Origin of the sequence: Streptosporangium saharense (assembly GCF_014203715.1) — a bacterium.
GTDB classification, from domain to species: domain Bacteria; phylum Actinomycetota; class Actinomycetes; order Streptosporangiales; family Streptosporangiaceae; genus Streptosporangium; species Streptosporangium saharense.
In genome coordinates, this window is sequence record NZ_JACHJP010000010.1 from 18,416 (window position 1) to 42,987 (window position 24,572).

At 69.4% G+C, this 24,572-nt stretch carries 23 protein-coding genes; 18 read left to right on the forward strand and 5 right to left on the reverse strand.

The genetic code is table 11. The features are described from left to right. The first annotated feature begins 10 nt into the window (after positions 1–10). From FHS44_RS32325 to pssA, 3 genes are all read left to right on the forward strand, one after another. Complete coding sequence (locus FHS44_RS32325) at positions 11–1,006, forward strand: TerC family protein (RefSeq protein WP_312863914.1); 996 nt, start codon at positions 11–13, stop codon at positions 1,004–1,006. Positions 1,007–1,106: 100 nt separating this feature from the next. After that, the gene (locus FHS44_RS32330; protein ID WP_184721716.1) at positions 1,107–1,781 is read left to right on the forward strand and encodes a phosphatidylserine decarboxylase; all 675 of its coding nucleotides are present in this window, start codon (positions 1,107–1,109) and stop codon (positions 1,779–1,781) included. Next, positions 1,768–2,613 carry a CDP-diacylglycerol--serine O-phosphatidyltransferase gene (pssA, locus tag FHS44_RS32335; protein ID WP_184721718.1) on the forward strand — a complete coding sequence of 282 codons (846 nt, stop codon included), beginning with the start codon at positions 1,768–1,770 and terminating at the stop codon, positions 2,611–2,613. Before FHS44_RS32330 ends, pssA begins: the two co-directional genes overlap by 14 nt. Before the next feature lie 61 nt (positions 2,614–2,674). Here the strand turns inward: pssA and FHS44_RS32340 are convergent, their stop codons facing one another. Both FHS44_RS32340 and FHS44_RS32345 read right to left on the reverse strand, forming a co-directional pair. After that, the gene (locus FHS44_RS32340; protein WP_184721720.1) at positions 2,675–3,316 is read right to left on the reverse strand and encodes an MBL fold metallo-hydrolase; all 642 of its coding nucleotides are present in this window, start codon (positions 3,314–3,316) and stop codon (positions 2,675–2,677) included. Continuing rightward, on the reverse strand, positions 3,313–4,116 hold the full coding sequence (locus tag FHS44_RS32345) for a maleylpyruvate isomerase family mycothiol-dependent enzyme (RefSeq protein WP_184721722.1): 804 nt from the start codon (positions 4,114–4,116) through the stop codon (positions 3,313–3,315). Before FHS44_RS32345 ends, FHS44_RS32340 begins: the two co-directional genes overlap by 4 nt. 222 nt (positions 4,117–4,338) lie before the next feature. On the opposite strand from FHS44_RS32345, the gene uvrA reads away from it, so the two are divergent. The 12 genes from uvrA (at position 4,339) to FHS44_RS32405 (ending at position 17,370) form a co-directional block, all read left to right on the forward strand. Beyond that, a complete protein-coding gene (gene uvrA / locus FHS44_RS32350; protein ID WP_184721724.1) occupies positions 4,339–7,179 on the forward strand; it encodes an excinuclease ABC subunit UvrA in 2,841 nt (946 codons plus the stop codon). Positions 7,180–7,271: 92 nt separating this feature from the next. Further along, positions 7,272–7,685, forward strand: coding sequence for a Rieske (2Fe-2S) protein (locus FHS44_RS42530; protein ID WP_184721726.1), 414 nt, complete (start codon positions 7,272–7,274; stop codon positions 7,683–7,685). Positions 7,686–7,846: 161 nt separating this feature from the next. Further along, positions 7,847–8,290: a Rieske (2Fe-2S) protein gene (locus FHS44_RS32360; protein WP_184721728.1), complete on the forward strand. Its 444-nt coding sequence runs from the start codon at positions 7,847–7,849 to the stop codon at positions 8,288–8,290. A 134-nt stretch (positions 8,291–8,424) separates the two neighbouring features. Beyond that, positions 8,425–10,338, forward strand: coding sequence for an excinuclease ABC subunit UvrC (gene uvrC / locus FHS44_RS32365; protein WP_184722376.1), 1,914 nt, complete (start codon positions 8,425–8,427; stop codon positions 10,336–10,338). Further along, positions 10,335–11,207, forward strand: a complete 873-nt coding sequence (gene rapZ, locus FHS44_RS32370; protein WP_184721731.1) for an RNase adapter RapZ — start codon at positions 10,335–10,337, stop codon at positions 11,205–11,207. Before uvrC ends, rapZ begins: the two co-directional genes overlap by 4 nt. After that, the gene (locus tag FHS44_RS32375) at positions 11,204–12,139 is read left to right on the forward strand and encodes a gluconeogenesis factor YvcK family protein (protein ID WP_184721733.1); all 936 of its coding nucleotides are present in this window, start codon (positions 11,204–11,206) and stop codon (positions 12,137–12,139) included. The genes rapZ and FHS44_RS32375 overlap by 4 nt, the downstream gene beginning before the upstream one ends. A 90-nt stretch (positions 12,140–12,229) precedes the next feature. Continuing rightward, on the forward strand, positions 12,230–13,210 hold the full coding sequence (gene whiA / locus FHS44_RS32380) for a DNA-binding protein WhiA (RefSeq protein ID WP_012892507.1): 981 nt from the start codon (positions 12,230–12,232) through the stop codon (positions 13,208–13,210). Between the two features lie 289 nt (positions 13,211–13,499). Beyond that, positions 13,500–14,504 carry a type I glyceraldehyde-3-phosphate dehydrogenase gene (gap, locus tag FHS44_RS32385; RefSeq protein WP_184721735.1) on the forward strand — a complete coding sequence of 335 codons (1,005 nt, stop codon included), beginning with the start codon at positions 13,500–13,502 and terminating at the stop codon, positions 14,502–14,504. Continuing rightward, positions 14,504–15,691: a phosphoglycerate kinase gene (locus FHS44_RS32390; RefSeq protein ID WP_184721737.1), complete on the forward strand. Its 1,188-nt coding sequence runs from the start codon at positions 14,504–14,506 to the stop codon at positions 15,689–15,691. The genes gap and FHS44_RS32390 overlap by 1 nt, the downstream gene beginning before the upstream one ends. A 109-nt stretch (positions 15,692–15,800) precedes the next feature. Beyond that, positions 15,801–16,586, forward strand: a complete 786-nt coding sequence (tpiA, locus tag FHS44_RS32395; RefSeq protein WP_184721739.1) for a triose-phosphate isomerase — start codon at positions 15,801–15,803, stop codon at positions 16,584–16,586. 125 nt (positions 16,587–16,711) lie between these two features. Continuing rightward, positions 16,712–16,942 carry a preprotein translocase subunit SecG gene (gene secG / locus FHS44_RS32400; protein WP_184721741.1) on the forward strand — a complete coding sequence of 77 codons (231 nt, stop codon included), beginning with the start codon at positions 16,712–16,714 and terminating at the stop codon, positions 16,940–16,942. A gap of 80 nt (positions 16,943–17,022) precedes the next feature. Continuing rightward, on the forward strand, positions 17,023–17,370 hold the full coding sequence (locus FHS44_RS32405; RefSeq protein ID WP_012892502.1) for an RNA polymerase-binding protein RbpA: 348 nt from the start codon (positions 17,023–17,025) through the stop codon (positions 17,368–17,370). A 99-nt stretch (positions 17,371–17,469) separates the two neighbouring features. Here FHS44_RS32405 and FHS44_RS32410 read toward each other — a convergent pair whose 3' ends face one another. Further along, positions 17,470–18,132, reverse strand: a complete 663-nt coding sequence (locus tag FHS44_RS32410; RefSeq protein WP_312863915.1) for a TetR/AcrR family transcriptional regulator — start codon at positions 18,130–18,132, stop codon at positions 17,470–17,472. 229 nt (positions 18,133–18,361) lie between these two features. Between FHS44_RS32410 and FHS44_RS32415 the strand changes: the two genes are divergently transcribed. Together FHS44_RS32415 and FHS44_RS32420 are read left to right on the forward strand one after the other, a co-directional pair. Further along, positions 18,362–18,832, forward strand: a complete 471-nt coding sequence (locus FHS44_RS32415; RefSeq protein ID WP_221461568.1) for a GNAT family N-acetyltransferase — start codon at positions 18,362–18,364, stop codon at positions 18,830–18,832. A 207-nt stretch (positions 18,833–19,039) separates the two neighbouring features. Continuing rightward, positions 19,040–20,200 (forward strand): UDP-N-acetylglucosamine--N-acetylmuramyl-(pentapeptide) pyrophosphoryl-undecaprenol N-acetylglucosamine transferase, encoded by a 1,161-nt coding sequence (locus FHS44_RS32420; protein WP_184721745.1) that lies wholly within the window; start codon positions 19,040–19,042, stop codon positions 20,198–20,200. Positions 20,201–20,295: 95 nt separating this feature from the next. Here FHS44_RS32420 and FHS44_RS32425 read toward each other — a convergent pair whose 3' ends face one another. Next, positions 20,296–21,252, reverse strand: coding sequence for a LysR family transcriptional regulator (locus FHS44_RS32425; protein ID WP_184721748.1), 957 nt, complete (start codon positions 21,250–21,252; stop codon positions 20,296–20,298). A gap of 184 nt (positions 21,253–21,436) precedes the next feature. Between FHS44_RS32425 and FHS44_RS32430 the strand changes: the two genes are divergently transcribed. After that, on the forward strand, positions 21,437–23,944 hold the full coding sequence (locus FHS44_RS32430; protein WP_281401653.1) for a collagenase: 2,508 nt from the start codon (positions 21,437–21,439) through the stop codon (positions 23,942–23,944). 48 nt (positions 23,945–23,992) lie between these two features. Here FHS44_RS32430 and FHS44_RS42535 read toward each other — a convergent pair whose 3' ends face one another. After that, positions 23,993–24,349 (reverse strand): transposase, encoded by a 357-nt coding sequence (locus tag FHS44_RS42535; RefSeq protein ID WP_184721750.1) that lies wholly within the window; start codon positions 24,347–24,349, stop codon positions 23,993–23,995. Positions 24,350–24,572: the final 223 nt, after the last annotated feature.

Consider the following 24,572-nt stretch of genomic DNA (forward strand, 5'->3'; position numbering starts at 1 on the left):
AGGTTTTGTTGTGAGTGTTCCCGTATGGGCTTGGATCGCCGTTATCGGTGGTTTGCTGGTTGTTCTTGCTTTTGACCTGTGGATCGTCGATCGGGGTGAGCCCCGGGAGTTCTCCCCGCGACAGGCGTCCTTCTGGGTCGGCTTCTACGTGACGCTCGCGGTGTTGTTCGGTGTGGCGCTGTGGGTCCTCGTCGGGCCGACCTCGGCGGGCCAGTTCTTCGCGGGCTATCTGACCGAGTACAGCCTGAGTGTCGACAATCTCTTCGTCTTCTACATCATCATGAGCCGCTTCGCGGTGCCGAAGGTCCACCAGCACAAGGTGCTGCTGGTTGGCATCCTGATGGCCCTGGTCATGCGCGGTGGCTTCATCGCCGTCGGCGCCGCGGCGCTGTCCAACTTCAGCTGGCTGTTCTACGTCTTCGGTCTGTTCCTCCTCTACACCGCCGTGCAGCTCGTCCGTCAGCACGGCCACGACGAGGAGGAAGAGGTCAAGGAGAACCTGGTGCTGCGCTGGGCCCGCAGGGCGCTGCCCCACACTGACGACTACGTGGGCTCCAAGGTCATCGTCAAGGTGAACGGCAGGCGCATGGTCACCCCGCTGCTCATCGTGATGATCGCCATCGGCACCACCGACCTGCTCTTCGCGCTCGACTCGATTCCCGCCATCTTCGGCCTCACCACCGACGCCTTCATCGTCTTCACCGCCAACGCGTTCGCGCTGATGGGACTGCGTCAGCTCTACTTCCTGCTGGGCGATCTGCTGCAGCGTCTGGCCTACCTCAGCTACGGCCTCGCGTTCATCCTCGGCTTCATCGGGGTTAAGCTGATTGCCGAGGCGCTGCACTCCAGCGGCGTGTCCTGGGCACCCGAGGTGCCCATCTGGCTGTCATTGTCGGTCATCGGCGTCACCATGGTGATCACTACCGGAGCCAGCCTGATCAAGGCCCGCCGTGACGCGCGCGAGGGCAAGCACATCACCACCACCGCGAGTGCCGAGCAGGGCTAGCGGATTGGCTTGTGACGCGCTTTGCTTGTCTCGTTATGCCGTACAAGGGCTGAGAGATGGGTAGCATCCTGCCGGAGAGCAGGCAGACAATACCGGTCTAATGCCGCAAGACATCAAAAGGTTTCCTGTGTCCCACGATTCAGCAAGCCATAAGCCGGGCCGTGTACGGCTGGCGCGTGGCGTCTCCCCGTGGTTGCTCCCAACCGTGGCCGCCACCGCCGCAACCGCGCTGCTCAGCCGCCGTGACCGGCGCTGGGCGCTGGCGGCGACCCCGCTGGCCGCGCTCACCGGCGGCATGCTCTGGTTCTTCCGGGACCCAGAACGCACGCCGGGCCCGGCGCGGATCCTGTCGCCGGCGGACGGCGTGGTGCAGAGCATCGACCCGTGGCCGGACGGCCGCACGCGCGTGGCCATCTTCATGAGCCCACTCGACGTGCACGTCAACCGCGCCCCACTGGCCGGTACGGTGACCTCGGTCGAGCACGTCGCCGGGGGGTTCGTCCCCGCCTTCAACAAGGACAGCGACAAGAACGAGCGGGTGGTCTGGCACTTCGCCACCGAGATCGGTGACGTCGAGCTGGTCCAGATCGCCGGTGCCGTCGCGCGGCGCATCATCCCCTATCTGACTGTGGGAGCCAAGGTGGCCAGGGCAGAGCGCATCGGTCTCATCCGGCTCGGTTCCCGGGTCGACGTCTACCTGCCGGAGGGAATCGAGCCCGCCGTCTCGGTCGGCCAGCGGACCGTCGCGGGGGTGACCGGCCTTGACCACGGCTGACGCGAGCTGGCCCCTGGACGAGAGAGACGAGACGGACGAGGAACCGAGGGGGCCGGTCGGCAAGGCGTTCCGACTCTCCGCGGCCGACTCCCTGTCCCTCGGCAACGCGCTGTGCGGCTTCCTGTCGGTCTGCGTGCTCGCCTGGTCGGCGATCCGCGCGCTGCAGGAGCACAAGCCCTTCGCCGCCGACCCCCGCTTCTTCGGCACCGCCGTGGTGCTGCTGCTGATCGGCGCGACCTGTGACCTGTTCGACGGTCTGGTCGCGCGCAAGTTCCGGGCCTCGGCGATGGGCGCCGAGCTGGACAACCTGGCCGACGTGATCAGCTTCGGCTTCGCCCCGGCCTTCATGGTGGTCATCTGGGCCGGGTTCACCCCGCAGGTGCCCTTCCCGCTGGTGATGGCCGCCGCGGGATCCGTGCTGCTGGCCGGGGTCATCCGGCTGGCCAGGTTCGCCTGCGTGAAGACCAAGAGCGGCGACTTCATGGGCCTGCCCATCCCGATGGGCGCCATGACCGTGGTCGCGGTCGTGATGCTGTTCGCGCCGTCGATCTGGACCGTGCTGCCCATCTTCGGGATCGCCTATCTCATGGTCAGCCGGATCGAGTATCCCAAGCCGAAGGGCAACCTGGCGGCCGCGGTCCTCGCCTGGATGATGATCAACGTGGCCTGCCTGACCATCTGGGCCGCGGGCCTGGCGGGCGGTGACACGCTCATCAAGGTCGGCGCGATCATGCAGATCGCCATGGTCTCCGCCATCCCGCTGCGCGTTCTCATGTTCAAGCGGGAGAAGCGCAGGGAGCAGCGTCGGGAGTCCGAGTTCACCTCCCTGTGACCGCCTGAGAAGCTCCTCCGTCCGCCCGGGAACCGTTAACGGTCCCCGGGCGGACGCGCGTTCACCAGCCGCGGGCGCGCCACTCCGGCAGGGATCCGCGTTCGGCGCCCAGCGTGGTGTCCCTGCCGTGGCCCGGGTAGACCCAGGTCTCGTCGGGCAGCCGGTCGAAGATCCGCTCGGAGACGTCGGTGAAGAGCCGCTCGAACCGCTCGGGGTCCTTCTCGGTGTTGCCGACGCCGCCGGGGAAGAGCGAGTCGCCGGTGAACAGGTGACCCGCATGATGCAGGGCGATCGAGCCCGGCGTGTGCCCGCGCAGGTGGATCACCTCAAGGGTGACCACGCCGACGGTGACCCCGTCCCCGTGCTCGACCTCCAGGCCGACGGGAACCGGCAGCAGGGGCGCGTCGAGCGGGTGCGCCACGACGGTCGCGCCCGTCGCCGAGGCGACCTGCTCCAGGGCCTGCCAGTGGTCACGGTGCCGGTGGGTCGTGACGATCTTGCTGATCGGGTGGTCCCCGAGAAGCTCCAGCAGCCGGTCGGCCTCCGCGGCGGCGTCGATGAGCACGCCGTCACCGGTCTCGTTGCACCGCACCAGGTAGGCGTTGTTGTCGTAGGGGCCGACCGCCAGCTTCGAGATCGTCAGATCGGGCAGCTCCCGCACGTCGGCCGGGCCGCCGACCCGCACGTCGCCGGTGTACGTCATGGATACTCCTCAGGGGGGTTCGCGGGAAGGCCGACGGGAGCGGACCTGGCGGGCCATTCCGGTGGCGCGGGCGGCGCCTGCGCGCCCGCGGGCCGGTTGCCCGCCGTACCCTCCGGCATCACCCTAAGCCCCGCCCCGGACGTACGGCCGGTCAGCCAGCCGAGCAGGCTCCAGACGTCGCCCTGGAGCACCGGCCCCGAGCCGAGGTCCCGCCAGACCTGGTGGTGCTTCTCACCCTCCCTGACCTCCTCGACCACGATCTCGCTCACCGTCGAGGACTCCTTCGGCCAGCTCAGCATCGCGTCGTGGAGCTCTCTGCGGGCGAACGCCTCGGGCCAGTCGGCGGGGCCGTACCCCGTGCCGAGGTCGGCGTGGTGCACCTCGACCTCGCGCAACCGGCGCACCAGCACGTACCAGGCGGGGTGGACGACGGCGGGCGCGCCGACGATCACCGGCCAGTTCTCCGGGGACAGGGCGGCGGCGGCCTCGGCGAGGCGCGCCGTACCGGCCTCAAGATCGGCGAGCTGCTCCCCGGCGGACCGTCCGGCGCCCGCCTCGATGTCCAGGTCGCGCCTGCTCGGATCGGGGTACTGCGGGGTCTCCACCCCTGTCCTGGCCCACGTCAGCAGGTTGACGAGACCGTCGGCGTTGCGGGCGAGGTGGGTCAGCAGGTGCCCCCTGCTCCAGCCCGGCAGCCGTGAGGCCCCCGCGACGTCGGCGTCCGACAGCTTGGCGACGTCGGCCAGCAGACGGTCGTTCGAGGCGGCCAGTTCGGCCTGGAGAACATCTGTGACATCCATCCCCCCACTCCACCACCGGGGCGGGCGGTTGTGCCAGGGCATAAAGGGCGTGTCCCGGCGGTTGATATCAGGAGCGGCCTACAGGGCCCCCGGGAAGGCCGTAACCTGGTGAGGGCGGGGAAAACCACCAGGCGCAGTCGTCGCTCACCGATTTTTGTCGGACCCCGTGGCTAGTCTTCCCGCGACCGCTTCTCAACCTTCCACATCGACGTCGGGATCGCAGTGGCTGACCGCCTCATCGTGCGTGGCGCACGTGAACACAACCTCAAGGACGTCTCGCTGGACCTTCCGCGGGACTCTCTGATCGTCTTCACCGGGCTGTCCGGCTCGGGCAAGTCGAGCCTGGCCTTCGACACCATCTTCGCCGAGGGCCAGCGCCGCTACGTGGAGTCGCTGTCCGCCTACGCACGGCAGTTCCTCGGGCAGATGGACAAACCGGATGTCGACTTCATCGAGGGGCTCTCGCCCGCGGTCTCGATCGACCAGAAGTCCACGAGCCGCAACCCCCGTTCGACCGTCGGCACGATCACCGAGGTCTACGACTACCTGAGGCTCCTGTGGGCCCGCATCGGCAAGCCGCACTGCCCCCAGTGCGCCCGCCCGATCGCCAGGCAGAGCCCCGAGCAGATCGTCGACCGGGTGATGGAGCTGCAGGAGGGCACCCGTTTCCAGGTGCTCGCGCCGGTCGTCCGCGGCCGCAAGGGGGAGTACGCCGACCTGTTCGGCCAGCTCCAGGCGAAGGGCTTCGCCAGGGCGCGCGTCGACGGCACCGTGGTCCGTCTCGACGAGCCGCCCACGCTGAAGAAGCAGGAGAAGCACGACATCGAGGTGATCGTGGACCGCCTCACGGTCAAGGAGGGCTCGCGCAGCCGCCTGACCGGGTCGGTCGAGACCGCCCTGCAGCTTTCCGGCGGCACGATCACGCTGGAGTTCGTCGATCTCCCCGAGAAGGACCCCAACCGCGAGCGTTTCTACTCGGAGCACCTCTACTGCCCCTACGACGACGTGTCGTTCGAGGAGCTTGAGCCGCGCTCGTTCTCCTTCAACTCGCCCTTCGGCGCCTGCCCCGAGTGCACGGGCCTCGGGACGCGCATGGAGGTCGATCCCGAACTCGTCGTGGCCGACCCGGAGAAGACGCTGGCCGACGGCGCGATCTCCCCGTGGGCGGGCGGGCACACCAGCGACTACTTCGTCCGTCTCATCGAGGCGCTCGGCCTGGCCACGGGGTTCTCGCTCGAAACCCCGTGGGAGAGGCTGTCGAAGAAGGCGCAGAAGGCGCTGCTGTACGGTCACGACGAGCAGGTCCACGTCCGCTACAGCAACCGCTACGGCCGTCAGCGCTCCTACTACACCACCTTCGAGGGGGTCATCCCCTGGGTGCAGCGCCGGCACGCCGAGTCCGAGAGCGACGGTATGCGGGAGAAGTACGAGGGCTACATGCGGGAGATCCCCTGTCCCGCGTGTCAGGGGGCCAGGCTCAAGCCCGTCTCGCTGGCCGTCACCGTCGAGGGGCGTTCGATCGCCGAGGTCTCGGCGATGTCGATCGGCGACTGCGCCCGCTTCCTGGCCGGGCTCACGCTGTCCGAGCGGGACATGCAGATCGCCGAGCGGGTGGTCAAGGAGATCAACGCCCGGATGGGCTTCCTGCTCGACGTGGGCCTGGACTACCTGACCATGGACCGCGCCGCGGGCACCCTCGCCGGTGGTGAGGCCCAGCGCATCCGCCTGGCGACCCAGATCGGCTCCGGCCTGGTCGGCGTCCTCTACGTGCTGGACGAGCCGTCCATCGGCCTGCACCAGCGCGACAACCAGCGGCTGCTGGAGACCCTGATCAGGCTGCGTGACATGGGCAACACGCTCATCGTGGTCGAGCACGACGAGGACACCATCGCCGCCGCCGACTGGGTGGTCGACATCGGCCCCGGCGCTGGTGAGCACGGCGGCCAGGTCGTCGTCTCGGGCACCGTGGCCGACCTGCTGGCCTCGGAGGACTCGCTGACCGGCGCCTACCTGTCGGGCCGCAAGGCCATCACCGTCCCTCCCGCCCGCCGTAAGCGGGACAGGAAGCGGCAGATCACCGTCAAGGGGGCCCGCGAGCACAACCTCAAGGGCGTCGACGTCGAGTTCCCCCTCGGCGTGTTCACCGCGGTCACCGGTGTCTCGGGGTCGGGCAAGTCCACGCTCGTCAACGACATCCTCTACAGTGCCCTGGCCAAGGAGCTGAACGGCGCGCGGACCGTCCCCGGGCGGCACTCGCGGATCAACGGCATGGACCTGGTCGACAAGGTCGTGCACGTGGACCAGTCGCCCATCGGCCGCACCCCGCGCTCGAACCCGGCGACCTACACCGGGGTCTTCGACAAGGTGCGTGACCTGTTCGCGCAGACCACCGAGGCCAAGGTCCGCGGATACGCCAAGGGCCGTTTCAGCTTCAACGTCAAGGGCGGCCGCTGCGAGGCCTGCTCCGGCGACGGAACCATCAAGATCGAGATGAACTTCCTGCCGGACGTCTACGTGCCGTGCGAGGTCTGTCACGGCGCGCGCTACAACAGGGAGACCCTGGAGGTCCACTACAAGGGCAAGACCATCTCCGAGGTTCTCGACATGCCGATCGAGGAGGCCCTGGAGTTCTTCGACGCGATCCCGGCGATCAAGCGCTACCTCAAGACGCTCAACGACGTCGGTCTGGGCTACGTCCGTCTCGGCCAGCCCGCGACCACCCTGTCGGGCGGTGAGGCCCAGCGCGTCAAGCTCGCCTCCGAGCTGCAGCGCCGCTCGACGGGCCGGACCATCTACGTGCTGGACGAGCCGACCACCGGTCTGCACTTCGAGGACATCCGGCGGCTGCTCGGCGTGCTGGGCAAGCTCGTCGACGGCGGCAACACGGTCATCGTCATCGAGCACAACCTCGACGTGATCAAGACCGCCGACTGGATCATCGACATGGGTCCGGAGGGCGGCTCGCGGGGCGGCACCGTGCTGGCCACGGGCACCCCCGAGGACGTCGCCCTGGTCGAGGACAGTCACACCGGGCGTTTCCTGCGCAAGATTCTGGGGAGCTGAGGCCCTCTCCAGGGGGCGGGCATCCTCGCCAATATCCTTGACGAGGACGAGAATGCCCGCCCTCCGGCGGGGTGACGCCGGGGGAGGTCCCAGTGAGCGGTAACGAGCCCACACGCAGACACGTGATCGGTGCCGCGGCCGTGGTGGCGTGCGGGGCCGCGCTTACCGGATGTGCCGCCGCCGAGCAGGGACCCGCGGTCGTGCCCCCGGGAATCAAGGGGAAGGTCATCGTCAAGACCGCGGACGTCCCCGTCGGGGGCGGCAAGGTCGTCAGCAGGTGGAAGATCGTGATCACCCAGCCGTCGCAGGGCGTGTTCAAGGCCTTCAACGCGAGCTGCCCGCACCGGGGCTGCTCGGTCGGCCGGGTGGCGGACGGCGTCATCCACTGCCCCTGCCACGGCAGCGAGTTCGCGGCCGACTCCGGCAAGTGCCTCAAGGGCCCGGCGGAGGCCCCGCTGGTCGAGTACTCCCTGAAGGTCGACGGCGACGGCATCGTCATGGTGTGAGCCTTCGGGGCGTTCCTGATCGTTTCGGCTGGAGAAGATTAAATTTTCCGCATGCGTAATTCTTCACAGTCTCCTGACGGCGGGTGCGGCATGCTGATCCGGCGGCGGTGTGCTGGTGTGCTGGCCGTACCCGCAGGAAGTGGAAGACGAAAGGGACGACCATGACGGAGACGACACGTCGCTCGGTGGTGCTCGGCGCCGGAGGCCTCGGGGTCACGGCGCTGCTGACCGCGTGCGGCGGCGGTGAGCCCGCCGCGCAGGGCCCGGCCGCGGAGAGCCCGGCCGCCAAGCCCTCGGGCTCGCCCGCTGCGGAGAAGGGGGCGGCCCTGGCGAAGGTCGCCGACATCCCCGTGGGCGGCGGCAAGGTCTTCAAGGACGAGAAGATCGTGGTCACCCAGCCGAAGGCGGGGGAGTTCAAGGCCTTCGCCTCCCTGTGCACCCACCGGGGATGCGACGTGGACAGCGTCGCGGACGGCGTCATCGTCTGCCCCTGCCACGGCAGCAAGTTCGCCATCGCCGACGGCTCGGTCACCGACGGCCCTGCGCCCAGGCCCCTGGAGAAGAAGACGATCAAGGTCGAGGGGGGCTCCATCCTCCTGGGCTGAGCCCGGGCTGGGAGCGGTCGCCCGGCGCCGGACAGGAGGGGGCGGCGCCGGGCCGTACGGGGTCATATGGGGGGTCTTGCTGGGAAGGGGTCCTGTCGGTCGGGGCCGATAGGCTTTCGAGCGTGGCGAGATCTATGGGCGGTCCGGTGAGTTTCCGGCCCGAGCCGGGAACGATCCCCGAGTCCCCCGGCGTCTACCGGTTCAGGGACTCCGGGGGCAGGGTCATCTACGTGGGCAAGGCCAAGAGCCTTCGCCAGCGGCTCAACTCCTACTTCGCGGACTTCGCCGGGCTGCATCCGCGCACCCAGACCATGCTCACGACGGCGGTCGGCGTCGACTGGACGGTCGTCGGCACCGAGGTCGAGGCGCTCCAGCTCGAATACTCCTGGATCAAGGAGTACGACCCCCGGTTCAACGTCAAGTACCGCGACGACAAGTCCTATCCCTACCTCGCGGTCACCATGGGGGAGGAGTTCCCCAGGGTCCAGGTGCTGCGCGGGGCCAAGCGCAAGGGCATCCGCTACTTCGGCCCCTACTCCCACGCCTGGGCGATCAGGGAGACTGTCGACCTCCTGCTGCGGGTCTTCCCGATCAGGAGCTGCTCGGCCGGGGTGTTCCGGCGCGCCGCCCAGATCGGCCGCCCCTGCCTGCTGGGCTACATCGGCAAGTGCTCGGCCCCCTGCGTCGGCAGGGTCACCGAGCAGGAGCACCGGGCGCTGGCCGACGACTTCTGCGACTTCATGGCGGGCAACACCGGCCGTTTCACCAGACGCCTTGAGCGCGAGATGCGCCAGGCGGCCGCCGAGCAGGAGTACGAGCGCGCGGCGAGGCTGCGCGACGACATCCAGGCGCTGCGCCAGGCGATGGAGAAGCAGGCGGTCGTGCTGGCCGACAACACCGACTGCGACGTGATCGCCCTGGTCGAGGACGCCCTTGAGGCCGCGGTCCAGGTCTTCTACGTGCGCTCAGGGCGCATCAGGGGCCAGCGCGGCTGGGTGGTCGACAAGGTCGAGGACACGGGCCCCGGCGAGCTGGTCGAGCAGTTCCTTCTCCAGATGTACGGCGAGGCCGCCCCCGAGGCGCTGCCACGCGAGGTCCTGGTGCCCGCCATGCCCCCCGACGCCGAGGCCGTCGCCGAGCTGCTCGGCGAGCACCGCGGGGCCAGGGTCGAGATCCGCGTCCCGCAGCGCGGCGACAAGAAGACGCTCATGGAGACCGTCGAGCGCAACGCCAAGGAGGCCCTCAAGCAGCACAAGCTCAAGCGGGCCAGCGACCTGACCGCCCGCAGCAGGGCGCTGCAGGAGGTCGCCGACGCGCTCGGGCTCGACCAGGCGCCGCTGCGGATCGAGTGCTACGACGTCTCCCACACGCAGGGCACCAACGTGGTCGCCTCCATGGTGGTCTTCGAGGACGGCCTGGCCCGCAAGAGCGAGTACCGCAGGTTCGCCGTCAACTCGACCGAGGGCGACGTCGCCTCGATCCACGAGGTGATCTCCCGCCGGTTCAGGCGCTATCTGGAGGAGCGTTCCGAGACCGGAGAGCTGGACGTCGAGGTGGGCGCCGGGGCGGCTCTCGATCCGGAGACCGGCAAGCCACGCAAGTTCGCCTATCCCCCCAACCTGGTCGTCGTCGACGGTGGCCCTGCCCAGGCGGCCGCCGCCCAGCGCGCGCTCGACGAGCTGGGCGTGGACGACGTGGCGGTCTGCGGCCTGGCCAAGCGGCTTGAGGAGGTCTGGCTGCCCGAGGAGGACCTGCCCGCGATCCTCCCCCGGTCGAGCGAGGCCCTTTACCTCCTGCAGCGGGTGCGCGACGAGGCCCACCGCTTCGCCATCACCTACCATCGGTCCAAGCGGTCGAAGAGCGTGAAGGAAAGCGCCCTGGACGAGGTTCCCGGGCTCGGCCCGGCCCGCAGACAGGCGCTGATCAAACATTTCGGATCCGTGCGGCGGCTGCGTGAGGCCACCGCGGAGCAGATCCGTGAGGTGCCCGGGATCGGCCCCGCCACGGCCGAGACGATTGTGTCGGCGTTGAAGGGGGAGCACCCATGAACGACAGAGAGACCGCGTTCGTCATCGTCACCGGCATGTCGGGAGCCGGGCGCAGCACCGCGGCCAAGGCGCTGGAGGACCTGGGCTGGTTCGTCATCGACAACCTGCCCCCCGGCCTGCTGTTCGCGATGGCCGAGGAGGCGGGACGGGTCAAGCTGGCCGCGGACAAGGTGGCCGCCGTGGTCGACGTGCGCAGCCTGGCCTTCACCACCGACCTCAACGCCGCCATCGAGGAGCTCGATGGGCGCGGCGTCGCCGTACGGGTGGTGTTCCTTGAGGCCAGCGACGAGGAGCTGGTCCGCAGGTTCGAGAACGTCCGCCGCCCGCACCCGCTGCAGGCAGAGGGCCGCCTGGTGGACGGCATCGCCAGGGAGCGCGGCATCCTGCGCGAGGTCCGCGCCAACGCCGACCTGGTCATCGACACCTCCAACCTCAACGTCCACGAGCTCCGCGGCAAGATCGTCGCCTTCTTCGGAGGGGAGGACCGCCCCGGGCTGCGGGTCAACGTGGTCTCCTTCGGCTACAAGTACGGCCTGCCCGTCGACGCCGACCTGGTCGTCGACTGCCGTTTCCTGCCCAACCCCCACTGGGTCCCCGAGCTGCGCCCGCTGAACGGCCTGGACGCCTCCGTGCGTGACTACGTCCTCAACCAGTCGGGTGCCAAGGAGCTTCTCGACGCCTACGAGGAGGTGGTCGGCATCATCGCCGCCGGTTACACCCGCGAGGGCAAGAGCTATGCCACGCTCGCCGTCGGCTGTACCGGCGGCAAGCACCGCAGCGTCGCGATGGCCGAGCAGCTCGGCGGCCGATTGCGAGATCGGGGAGGCATGGAGGTGCAGGTGAGCCACCGGGATGTGGGCCGGGAGTGAGCGAGGATCTCAAGGTCGTCGCCCTGGGCGGCGGACACGGACTGTACGCGTCGTTGTCGGCGCTGCGCAGGGTCACCTCCGAGCTGACGGCCGTCGTCACCGTGGCCGACGACGGCGGGTCGAGCGGGCGGCTCAGGCGTGAGCTGGGCGTGCTGCCCCCCGGAGACCTCAGGATGGCCCTGGCCGCGCTGTGCGGCGACGACGAGTGGGGCCGCACCTGGAGCGAGGTGGTCCAGCACCGCTTCCGCAGCGAGGGTGACCTGCACGGGCACGCGGTCGGCAACCTGCTGATCGTCGCCCTGTGGGAGCGTCTCGGTGACACGGTCGCCGGGCTCGACTGGGTCGGGCGGCTGCTCGGCGCGCACGGGCGGGTCCTGCCGATGTCCTCGGTGCCGCTCGACATCGCCGCCGAGGTCGAGCTGGACGGCCGGGTGAGCACGGTCTACGGCCAGGTGGCCTGCGCGCTGACCCCGGGAAGGGTCCGCGCGATCTCGCTGCTGCCGACCGACCCGCCCGCCTGCCCGGAGGCGGTCCAGGCGGTGCTTGAGGCCGACTGGGTGGTGTTCGGGCCGGGCTCGTGGTTCACGAGTGTGCTGCCCCACCTGAAGGTGCCCGAGCTGGCCGAGGCGCTGCTGCGCACCCGGGCGCGCAGGCTGGTCGCGCTCAACCTGGCCCCCCAGCCGGGAGAAACCGACGGTTTCTCCCCGCAGAAGCACCTGGAGGTGCTGCGTCAGCACGCCCCCTCCCTGACGATCGACGTGGTGCTCGCCGACACCGGTGTCGCCGAGGACGGTGAGGAGCTGGAGAAGGCCGCGGCCGAACTGGGCGGGCGGCTCGTCATGGCCCCGGTCGCCGACGAGGACGGCTCACCACGGCATGATGCGCAACGTCTTGCCTCCGTCCTGGACGAGATTTTCCGTGAGAAGCGTTGATCCTGGTCAGCGGTGCTCAGGAGTGCGAGAAACTTCTGTGAGCCTGGTTTCTCGGCCGCATGAGGTCTGTATGGGGGAGGACGAACGCGCATGGCGATGACAGGTGTGGTGAAGGACGAGCTGAGCCGCTTGCCGGTCCTGAAGCCTTGCTGCCGTAAGGCTGAGGTTTCGACGCTGCTGCGGTTCGCGAGCGGGCTGCACCTGGTCGGCGGGCGGATCGTGATCGAGGCGGAGCTGGACACCAACGTCACCGCCAGGAGGCTCATCAAGGACATCGGTGAGGTCTTCGGGCACAAGGCGGAGGTGCTCGTCCTGGCGCCCGCGGGGCTGCGCAAGGGGTCGCGCTACGTGGTCAGGGTCTACCGCGACGGCGAGGCTCTGGCCCGCCAGACGGGGCTGATCGACAACCACGGCCGTCCGGTCCGCGGCCTGCCGCGTCAGGTGGTCGCGGGGGCGACCTGTGACGCCGAGGCCGCCTGGCGGGGTGCCTTCCTGGCGCACGGCTCGCTCACCGAGCCGGGCCGTTCCATGTCGCTTGAGGTCACCTGCCCGGGTCCTGAGGCGGCGCTGGCGCTGGTCGGCTCGGCGCGGCGGCTGAAGATCCACGCCAAGGCGCGCGAGGTGCGGGGCGTCGACCGCGTGGTGGTCCGCGACGGTGACGCCATCAGTGCGCTGCTGACCCGGCTCGGCGCCCACGACAGCGTGCTGGCCTGGGAGGAGCGGCGGATGCGCCGCGAGGTGCGGGCCACGGCCAACCGGCTGGCCAACTTCGACGACGCCAACCTGCGGCGCTCGGCCCGCGCCGCGGTCGCGGCCGGGGCCAGGGTGCAGCGGGCGCTGGAGATCCTCGGGGAGGAGGCCCCCGAGCATCTGGTGATCGCGGGCCGCCTGCGGGTCGAGCACAAGCAGGCCTCCCTTGAGGAGCTGGGGCAGCTCGCCGACCCGCCGCTGACCAAGGACGCCATCGCGGGACGCATCCGGCGCCTGCTGGCGATGGCCGACAAGCGCGCCCAGGACATCGGCATCCCCAACACCGAGGCCAACCTCACGGTGGACATGCTGGCGCCGTAGCCGGCGTTCTCTCACGCGGGCGGTCCCGGTTCCGGGGCCGCCCGTCCGCGTGCCCGGGCATCGTTTTGGGATGTCATAGCAGGTCACCATGGTGTTGTACGGATTTATCGTGACAAGCCGGGCACTTCACTTGAATAGTGCGATACCTACGCATGGGATGAAGGTGAACGGACCTGCCCCCGCAAGTGGTCTAAACCAATTTGGGTCCGATAGTGTTCGTGATTGAGGTTTCAGCCCGCCCAAGTCGCCGGCTTTCGGCCGGCGCACGACGTACGAGGAGATCGGCACCGTGAGCATCCGCGTAGGCGTCAACGGATTCGGCCGCATCGGCCGCAACTTCTGGCGTGCGGTCGCTGCCAGCGGCAAGGACATCGAGATCGTTGCGGTCAACGACCTGACCGACAACGCCACGCTCGCCCACCTGCTCAAGTACGACAGCATCCTCGGCCGCCTGCCGTACGAGGTGAAGAGCACCGCCGACGAGATCATCGTGGACGGCAAGGCGATCAAGGCCTTCGCCGAGCGCGACCCCGCCAAGCTTCCCTGGGGCGACCTGGGTGTGGACGTGGTGGTGGAGTCCACCGGCTTCTTCACGGACGCCAACAAGGCCAGGGTGCACGCGGAGAACGGCGCCAAGAAGGTCATCATCTCGGCCCCGGCCAAGAACGAGGACGTCACCGTGGTGGTCGGCGTCAACCAGGACAAGTACGACCCCGCCCAGCACACGATCATTTCCAACGCCTCGTGCACCACCAACTGCCTGGCTCCGCTTGCCAAGGTCATCAACGACACCTTCGGCATCGAGAAGGGCCTGATGACCACGATCCACGCCTACACGCAGGACCAGAACCTGCAGGACGGCCCGCACAGCGACCTGCGCCGCGCCCGCGCCGCCGCGCTGAACATCGTGCCCACCTCGACCGGTGCGGCCAAGGCCATCGGCCTGGTGCTCCCCGAGCTGAAGGGCAGGCTCGACGGCTTCGCGCTGCGCGTGCCGATCCCCACCGGCTCGGCCACCGACCTGACCGTGGACGTCAGCCGTGAGACCACGGCTGAGGAGGTCAACGCCGCGTTCAAGGCCGCCGCCGACGGTCCGCTCAAGGGCATCCTGACCTACACCGAGGACCCGATCGTCTCCTCCGACATCGTCACCGACCCGTCCTCCTGCATCTTCGACGCGGGCCTGACCAAGGTGATCGGCAACCAGGTCAAGGTCGTCGGCTGGTACGACAACGAGTGGGGCTACTCCAACCGCCTCGTGGACCTCATCGAGCTGGTCGGCGCCGACCTCTGATGAAGGACCTCTCCGAGTTCGACGTGAAGGGTCGGCGCGTCCTGGTGCGCGTCGACCTCAACGTCCCCCTCGACGGGGACGTCATCACCGACGACGGCCGCATCCGGGCCTCGGTCCCGACGATCCAGGAGCTCGCGGGCAGGGGGGCGCGCGTGATCGCCTGCGCCCACCTGGGGCGTCCCAAGGGAGAGCCCAACCCGAAGTACTCCCTGGCTCCCGTCGCCAAGCGCCTGGGTGAGCTGCTCGGCACCGAGGTCGCCTTCGCCTCCGACGTGGTCGGGCCCTCGGCCCAGGCCGTCGCCGCGGGCCTTGAGGACGGCCAGGTGGCGCTGCTGGAGAACCTGCGCTTCGAGCCGGGCGAGGAGTCCAAGGACGACGCGGTGCGCGCCGCCTTCGCCGAGAAGCTGGCCGCCCTGGCCGAGCTCTATGTCGGCGACGGCTTCGGCGCCGTCCACCGCAAGCACGCCAGCGTCTACGACGTGCCGCTGCTGCTGCCGCACGCGGCGGGCAGGCTCGTCCTGGCCGAGGTCGAGGTCCTCAAGAGGCTGACCGAGGAGCCCGCCAGGCCGTACGTCGTGGTGCTCGGCGGGGCCAAGGTCTCCGACAAGCTCGGCGTCATCGGCAACCTGCTCACCAAGGTCGACCGCCTGCTCATCGGCGGCGGCATGGCCTACACGTTCCTGGCGGCCCAGGGGCACGAGGTCGGTCAGTCGCTGCTGCAGAGCGACCAGCTCGACCAGGTGCGCGAGTTCCTCAACGAGGCGGTCAAGCGCGGCGTGGAGATCGTCCTGCCCGTCGACGTGCTGGCCGCGACGCACTTCGCCGAGGACGCCGGCCACGAGGTCGTGGACGCTACCGCCATCCCGGCCGACCGCCAGGGGCTGGACATCGGCCCGCGCAGCCGCGAGCTGTTCGCCACGAAGCTCGCCGACGCGCGGACGGTGTTCTGGAACGGCCCGATGGGCGTCTTCGAGTTCGAGGCGTTCTCCGGGGGAACCCGTGCCGTGGCCGAGGCGTTGATCGGGTCGGAGGCCTTCACGGTCGTCGGGGGTGGTGACTCCGCCGCCGCCGTACGGCAACTGGGCCTTCCCGAGGACGGTTTCTCGCACATCTCGACCGGTGGCGGGGCCAGCCTCGAATATCTTGAGGGCAAGACCCTGCCCGGCCTCGTCGCCCTGGAGGCGTAGGGGTGGAGCGACGCGACGAGCGCCGTGCCGCCCGCCGTCCCCGGAACACGGGGGCGGCGGGCGCGGAACATGATCGAGACGAAGGCGGACGAGAGACGGTGAGCCACGGATGAGCACGACGCGCAAGCCGCTCATGGCCGGCAACTGGAAGATGAACCTCAACCACCTTGAGGCCATCGCCACCACCCAGAAGCTGGCCTTCGCCCTCAACGACAAGGACTTCGACAGGGTCGACGTCGCGGTGCTGCCGCCGTTCACGGACCTGCGCAGCGTGCAGACCCTCATCGACGGCGACAGACTGCGCATCCTGTACGGCGCGCAGGACCTCTCACAGCAGGACGCGGGCGCCTACACCGGGGAGATCTCCGGGGCGATGCTCGCCAAGCTCGGGTGCACCTTCGTCGTGATCGGGCACTCGGAGCGGCGGCAGTACCACCGCGAGGACGACGACGTGGTCAACGCCAAGGTCCAGGCGGCCTACCGCAACTCGCTCACGCCGATCCTGTGCGTGGGGGAGGGGCTGGAGGTCCGCAGGGCGGGTGGCCAGGTCGCCCACAGCGTCTCGCAGCTCGACGGGGCGCTCAGGAAGGTCCCCGCGGAGCAGGTCAGGTCGATCGTGCTGGCCTACGAGCCGGTCTGGGCGATCGGGACCGGTGAGGTCGCGACCCCGGCCGACGCGCAGGAGGTCTGTTCGGCGCTGCGTTCCCGACTCGCCGAGCTGTATGACGGCGAGGTGGCCGCTGCCGTCCGTATCCTTTATGGAGGCTCGGTCAAGTCTGACAACGTCGCCGGCATCATGGCCCAGCCCGATGTGGACGGTGCCCTGGTCGGCGGCGCAAGTCTGGACCCGGGAGAGTTTGCCAAAATCTGCCGCTTTAGCGAAATGTCTGGCTGACTGGGCCGTTCGGAGGGTACGACTTGACAACAGGTCGTACCCTCTTAGAGCAAGTTTGAATCGTCACGCCACAGGCGTCATACAGAGACGCACCCGACGCGGGTCGCACATAGGGACAGGTCACGGTGACAATCGGAATCTCCATCGCCCTCATTCTGGCGAGCATGCTGATGGTGCTGCTTGTTCTGCTTCACAAGGGCAAGGGCGGCGGCCTGTCGGATCTGTTCGGCGGCGGCTTCACGTCGTCGTTCGGCGGCTCCTCCGTGGTGGAGCGCAACCTCGACCGTCTCACCGTCATCACCGGTGTGGTCTGGTTCGTGTGCATCATCGCGTTGGGCCTCATCCTTAAGCCCTGATCCGGCTACGGCAAGCGTGACAGTGGTTCAGCCCCCCGCATCCAACCGAGCGCAGGGGCCATCGAGCGAGGAGTTCATCCGTGGGTAGTGGCAACGCGATCCGTGGCAGTCGTGTCGGCGCCGGCCCGATGGGGGAGGCGGAGCGTGGCGAGGCGGCTCCCCGTGTGAGGGTTCCGTTCTGGTGCGCGAACATGCACGAGACGCGCCCCAGCTTCGCCAGCGACGCCGCCGTGCCTGAGTTCTGGGACTGCCCTCGCTGCGGCCTTCCCGCCGGTCAGGACGAGGCGAACCCGCCCGCGCCGCCGCGCAACGAGCCCTACAAGACGCACCTGGCCTACGTGAAGGAGCGTCGCAGCGACAAGGACGGCGCCCAGATCCTGGCCGAAGCCCTGGAGCGGCTGCGCTCCTCCTCGCGACCCATCTACTAGTACGGCCATGCCGAGAGGCCCTCGTGGAACACCTTCGCGGGGGCCTCTCGGCATGACTACGGAATGATCACGGACCTTGCGAGGCGGAGATTTCTCCGCTTATATGGGGGGTGGAGGTTCCGGTTGGAACCGCTCCTCGGATTCCGGCTGTCCGAGAGTGCGTACCAGCTCGTCCAGTCCGGCCTTGACCCGTTCGACGTCCATTCCGAGCGTCCTGCGCTGGTGCAGGTAGAGAGGAGCGGCCAGCGGGGCGAGCAGGGCGTCCGCGAGATAATGGATGTCCGTGTCCGGGCGAAGATGTCGCAGCAGCGTTGTCAGGTGCAGGTGGTAGGCGGCGTATGAGCCCCCGGTGTACCTGGCCTCCGGTGCGCTGGCTTCGGCGAAGAGCAGCAGGTCGGCCTGTTCCTCGGTGCGGTCGACCAGCGCCTCCATGAAGGCGATGATCCGTTCGGAGGCTGGTGCCCCCGGCCCGAGTGGTGGCGGCCCGTGCAGGAACGCGTCCTGCAGCCTGCGTTCTCGCTCGTCGATCAGCGCGTACGCCAGACCGGCCCGGTCCCCGAACCGCCGGTAGACCGTGCCGACCCCGACACCCGCTGCCTGAGCCACTTCGTCCATCGACAGGCTCTCCACACCGCCGGAGGCGGTGATGCGCCGGGCGGCGGAGAGAATCTTCCTTCGGTTCTCCGCCGCGTCAGCTCGCTCTCTGGGAGCGCCTCCGACGAGTGGTAGCTCCCTCCCCGTTACTGAGGGCTCCTTCCTGATCGGCTCAGCCATCGAAGGCGGTTCCGGATGCGGCGCCCGTATCCCCGGCCGCGCCCATGTCCTTCTTCATATTCATGATCGTATCCAGGCCGGGGCCCCCGCGTGCCTGGAGCGACGAAGATCCTTATACCTTCCTTCCTGGGCATCTCGGACTCCGAAGGCGTTTTCGCCCGGCCGCGCCGGTTTATCCGTTGGCCCGCGTCCCGGCGGGAACTGTAGGTTCCCTGCCGTGGACGACACCGGAACGATCCAGATCAGGCCCGCGGAAACGGCGGACGCGGCGGTGATCGCGCGCATCCACATGACCTCAAGGGCGGCGGCCATGCCGTACCTGCCGCCGCAGAGACGGGATCACGCGCAGGTCGCCCGGTGGATCGAGGAGAGCGTGCTTCCCGCGTGCCGGACCTGGGTCGCGGTGCGCGAGGGGGAGGTCGTCGGCTACGCGGCCCTTGACGGGGACATGCTCGAACACCTCTATCTGCGGCCCGACGTCCGTCGCCGGGGCATCGGCACCCTCCTGCTCGACGAGGTCAGACGGCACAGCCCGCACGGTCTCTCCCTGCACGTCTTCCAGCGCAACGCCGAGGCCCGCGCCTTCTACGAGCGCCACGGCTTCACGGTCCTCGACACCGACGACGGCCGGAGGAACATGGAGAAACTGCCCGACATGACCCTGCGGTGGACGCCGGACGGCGCGTGAGCCGTACAGTCACGGCATCATGGGGAAAACGGGGATAAGCCCTCGGAAGGGGATGGAACCAAATATCGTTTCCGGTGTTTCCGGGAGCGGGCGGACGTATCCGGTTAATTGGATCTTCGTCGTGACTCCGGGTAGCGTGCGCGAGGCCGCCGGACGCGCCGACGTGGCCCAGGACCCGGATGACCGCAACGCTGGAAGGACACGCACATGAACGCCGGAAACCCCCGTCCCCTGCGGATGCTCGTCACCGGAGGCGGAACCGGCGGTCACACCTACCCCGCGCTGACCACCGTCGCGGCCGTCCGCGAGCAGGCCGCCGCCCGTGGCCTCGGCCTCGACGTCCTGTGGGTGGGTACGGCCAGCGGCCTTGAGGCGCGTGTCGCGGCCGAGCACGGCATCCCGTTCCGGGCCATCAAGGCGGGCAAGCTCCGGCGCTCCCCGAACCCCCGCGAACTGCTCACCAACCTCGCCGACATGTTCCGCATCCCCGTCGGCGTCCTGCAGGCCTTCGGCATCGCCGCCCGCTACCGTCCCGACGTGGTGCTGTCGACCGGGGGATACGTGTGCGTGCCGCTGGGGCTGGCCTCCAGGCTGCTCGGCCGTCCGCTGGTGATGCACGAGCAGATCACCGCGCTCGGCCTGGCCAACCGCATCCTGGCGCGCTTCGCCACCCGCGTCGCGCTCACCCACCCCTCCTCGGTCGAGCACCTGCCCGCCTCGGCGCGGGAGCGGGCCGTGGTCACCGGAAACCCCGTCCGCCCCCACCTGCTGAACGGCAACGCCCCCTCGGGGCGCTGGCACTTCCGCCTCTCGCCCGAACTGCCCCTGGTCTACGTGACCGGCGGGGCGCAGGGCAGCCGCCAGATCAACACCATGATCGAGGCCATCCTGCCGTCGCTGCTCACCCGGGCGCAGGTGCTCCACCAGTGCGGCGCGGGCTGGATCGACGGGCTCAGCCGGACCGCCGCCGCCCTGCCCCCCGAACTGGCGGGCCGCTACCAGCCGGTGGCCTACGTGGGGGAGGAACTGGCCCACGTGTTCGCCGCCGCGGATGTCGTCGTCTCCCGCAGCGGCGCGGGCACCATCGCCGAGCTGACCGCGATCGGCAAGCCGTCCGTCCTGATCCCGCTGATCCCGTCGGCGGGCGACGAACAGCGGCAGAACGCCCGCTACCTGGCCGAGGCGGGCGCGGCGCGGGCGCTCCTCGACGCCGGGCCCACCCCGGAGCACCTGCTCGCCGAACTCCTCCCGCTGCTCGCCGACCCCCAGGCCCGCGCCGCCATGGCCAAGGCCGCCAAGTCCCTCGGCCGTCTCGACGCCGCCGACGCCCTCGCCCGCGTCGTCCTGCAGGAGGCGGCTCTCTCGTGACCCGTGCCAAGCCGAGCCGGTATGTGCCCGGGCACAGTGTCTGGTACGGCCGGCATGAGGCGTTTGTGGCCGTGCTTGACGGGTGGGTCTGAGGTTCAGGGGAGGGGGTGCACCTCCGGGTGGGTGTGCCACCAGCGGCTGAAGGCCGGGTTGCCGTCCACGTGGTCGGCGAAGGCCGTCGCGAGGCCGCGGTAGAGGTCGGCCGCTCCCTCGGTGCTCAGCCTGTCCCTGCGCCAGGCCATGACGAGCCGGGCGACCTGCGGTTCCCCGGCGAGCGGACGGACGACCGTGCCCTGGGCGGGCGGCCAGGTGGGATCCACCAGGCGCACCCCGTGCCCGTCCGCGACCAGTGGCCTGGCGGCGCCGCTCGGCGCGTCGTAGAGGACCCGTGGCTCGAAGCCCGCCGTACGGCATGAGGCCCGTAGTGCGGCGAGGGAGCCGTCGTCGGCGCCGGGTGGGCTGATCCACGCCTCCTCCCGCAGGTCGGCCAGGTCGATCTCCTCGCGCCCGGCCAGCCGGTGGGCCGCCGACATCGCGATGAATATCGGATACCGGGGGACCAGGGTGCGGCTGACGACGGGGGCCGTCAGCGTGACGTCGAAGCCCTCGATGACGCCGAGCAGCGCCGCGTCCAGGTGGCCGTGCGTGAGCCCCTCGGCCAGCAGCGTCGCCGACGGCTCGATGCGCAGCGAGATCTCCCGGCCCGGCAGCGCCTCGCCGACCCGGTTGACGATGCTCGCCACACAGGCCAGGTGCACGCAGCCCAGGCGCAGGATCCCGGTGGGGTCGGCGGGAGCGCGCATGTCGCCGAAGAGCGCGTCCATCTCGGACAGCACGATCCTGGCGCGGGCGATGACCTGACGGCCCAGCGGGGTCGGTTCGACCCCGGATCGGCTGCGGACGAACAGGGACCCGCCGACGAGACTCTCGACCCGGTGCAGCTGGTTGGTGATGGCCGGCTGCGACAGTCCCATCCTGGCCGCCGCCCGTGTGACGCTGCCCGTTTCGGCTATCGCGCAGATCATCCGGAGATGCCTGGTGTCGAGATCCATAGTCAAGAATTATGTGCCGCTTTATGAGCTGAAGGCGGTACACGCCCACAAACTTCCGGCAGAAGGTCCTTCTCCCGCCTTTCGGGGGTGAGATCCCCGGAGGGCGTACGGCTGAATGGGCGCCCAGCCGTTCCAGCACCCCAACCTCATGTCCGCTCCATGGATTCCCCCCGGAGGTTGTACGTTGACGACCACACCATCCCGGCGTGAGCGCCTGGCGGCGCTGCTCGCCCTCACCCTCGGCCTGGGGCTGGCGCTCCAGGGCCTGGTGGCCACCCCGGCGCGTGCCGTACCGCGTGCCGTGCCCAAGCCGCCGCCTGTCAGCGCGCGCTCAGCCGTGGACGAGGCAGGACATGTCAGGAAGTATCCGCTGGTGACGGGGGAGCGTCCCCCGGTCGCGGCGTCGAAGGACGCGCTGCGGCATGACTACGACGCGCCCGTGACCACGGCGGCCAGGGCGGCGGCGTGCAACGTCGGTGACTTCACCGGCCGCTCGGGAAGCGCCCTCGTCCAGCAGATCAGGGCCTCGACGACCGACTGTGTCAACACGCTGTTCGACCTGAGCGGCGACGACGCCTACTACGCCTTCCGCGAGTCCCAGATGGTCACCGTCGCCTACGCGCTGCGCGACAACGCCGCGGCGTATCCCGGCGACAACACCACGGGAACCGCCCAGCTGGTGCTGTACCTGCGCGCGGGCTACTACGTGCACTGGTACGACCCGGCCACCGTCGGCACCTACGGCAGCGCCCTGAGGACCGCGATCCAGAGCGGCCTCGACGCCTTCTTCGGCAGCTCCCGGGCCCTCACGGTGAGCGACGCCAACGGCGAGGTCCTCGCCGAGGCCGTCACCCTGATCGACAGTGCCGAGGAGAACGCCCGCTACCTCGGCGTCGTCAAGCGGCTGCTCACGAGCTACGACAGCTCCTACGACGCCTCATGGCGGATGCTCAACGCGGTCAACAACGTCTACACCGTGCTCTTCCGCGGCCACCAGGTCCCGGCGTTCGTCAGCGCCGTCCAGAGCGACCCGAGCGTCCTGGACACCCTCAACTCCTTCGCGGCCACCCACCTCGGCCTGCTCGGCACGGACCGGAGCTACCTGACCTCGAACGCGGGCCGGGAACTGGGCCGCTTCCTCCAGCACCCCGCGCTGCTGAGCCGGGTACGGCCGCTGGCCAGGAACCTGCTCACCCGCAGCGCCATCACCGGGCGGACCGCCTCGCTGTGGGTCGGCGTCGCGGAGATGGCCGACTCCTACGACAGGACGAACTGCTCCTACTACGACACCTGCGACCTCCAGCGGCGCCTGGCCGACAGCGTCCTGACCGTCAACCACACCTGCAGCCCCAGCATCAGGATCCGGGCCCAGGAGATGACGGCGACCCAGCTCGCCGACAGCTGCCGGAGCCTCCTCAACCAGGACGCCTACTTCCACGACCTCGTCAAGGACGGTAACCGGCCGGTCTCCGGCGACAACAACACCATCATCGAGGTCTGCGTCTTCGACTCCAGCACCGACTACCAGACCTACGCCGGGGCGATGTTCGGCATCGACACCAACAACGGCGGCATGTATCTGGAGGGTGACCCGGCCGCGGCGGGCAACCAGCCGAGGTTCGTCGCCTACGAGGCCGAGTGGGTACGGCCCGCGTTCGAGATCTGGAACCTCAACCACGAGTACACCCACTACCTCGACGGCCGCTACGACATGTACGGCGACTTCGGCGCCGGGGTCACCACCCCGACCATCTGGTGGATCGAGGGCTTCGCCGAGTACGTCTCCTACTCCTATCGGAAGGTCGTCTACGACGCCGCCGTCGCCGAGGCGGCCAGGCGGACCTACGCGCTCAGCACGCTGTGGGACACCACCTACTCCCACGACACGACGCGGATCTACCGGTGGGGTTACCTGGCCGTCCGGTACATGTTCGAGAGGCACCCGGCCGACGTCGCCACCGTCCTCGGCCACTACCGCACCGGCAACTGGAACGCCGCCCGCGCCTTCCTGACCGGCACGGTCGGCAGCCGCTACGACGGCGACTGGCAGACCTGGCTCGCGGCCTGCGCCTCGGGGGCCTGCTCCGGCGGAGGCGGCGGCAACCGGGCGCCGGAGGCGGCCTTCACCTTCACCGCCAACGGCCTCACGGTCGCCTTCACCGACACCTCGGCCGACCCCGACGGGACGATCGCGTCCCGCCAGTGGAGCTTCGGCGACGGTACTTCGTCGACCGCGGCCAACCCCTCCCACACCTACGGCGCTGACGGGACCTACGCGGTGAAGCTGACCGTCACCGACGACGCGGGCGCCACCGCATCGAGCACCCGGCAGGTCACGGTGTCGAACGGGGGCTCGCCGACCCCCGAGTGCGCGGGGGCCGACACCCGGCAGCTCGACAGGAACTGCCGGCGGAGCAACCTGTCTGCGGCCTCGGGCGGCTACGTCTACTTCTACCTCCGGGTACCCTCGGGCACCCCGTCCCTGACCATCACCTCGTCCGGCGGCACCGGGAACGCCGACCTCTACTACAGCGCCACCGGCTGGGCCACCACCTCGGCGTACACCCGGCGCTCGACGGGGCCCGGCAACGCCGAGACCCTGACCGTCACCAACCCTCCGACCGGGTACGTCTACGTCAGCCTGTACGCGAACCAGGCCTTCTCCGGAGCATCGGTCAGAGTCCAGTACTGACCGTGTCATCTTCGGCACCCGTCCCTCGGGGGCGGGTGCCTCGGCGGGTCACCAGTGCGCGACCTCGAACATCATGCCCGGCCTGATGTCCTGACGCGTACGGCCGCCGCCCGCCGTCCTGTCCGGCTCGGGCACGGTCTCGTCGGAGAGCAGCGCCTGCAGGATCGTCTCCCAGGTGCCGTCCGTCGACCAGCGCCGATGACGGTTGTAGACGGTCTTCCACCTGCCGTAGATCTCGGGGACCGCGCGCCACGAGCAGTCGGCCCGGTTGCGGAAGAACACCCCGTTGATGGTCGCCCGGTGGTCGGCCCAGCGGTGCCCCCGGCGAGGATGCGCGGGTAACAGCGGCGCCAGCCGTACCCACTCGTCCTCGGTCAGGTCGTCACGCTTCAACCGGTTGTCCACGACCTCATGATGTACACCATTCGTTCCCGCTGATCCATCTGCCGTGACTTCGCCCTGACGGCACGGCGTGTCGCGACGGTTTATCGGGTGCCCGTTAGGCGGGCCCGGCCTGCCCGCGCGTGGGCTGTTCAGGTACGGCGTGGCCGCTCCCGGTGGGCCTTCCGCGTCGCGGGGCGACCGAAAAGCGCGGGACATTGCCTTCCCGCCTGCGGGTTTGTACTTT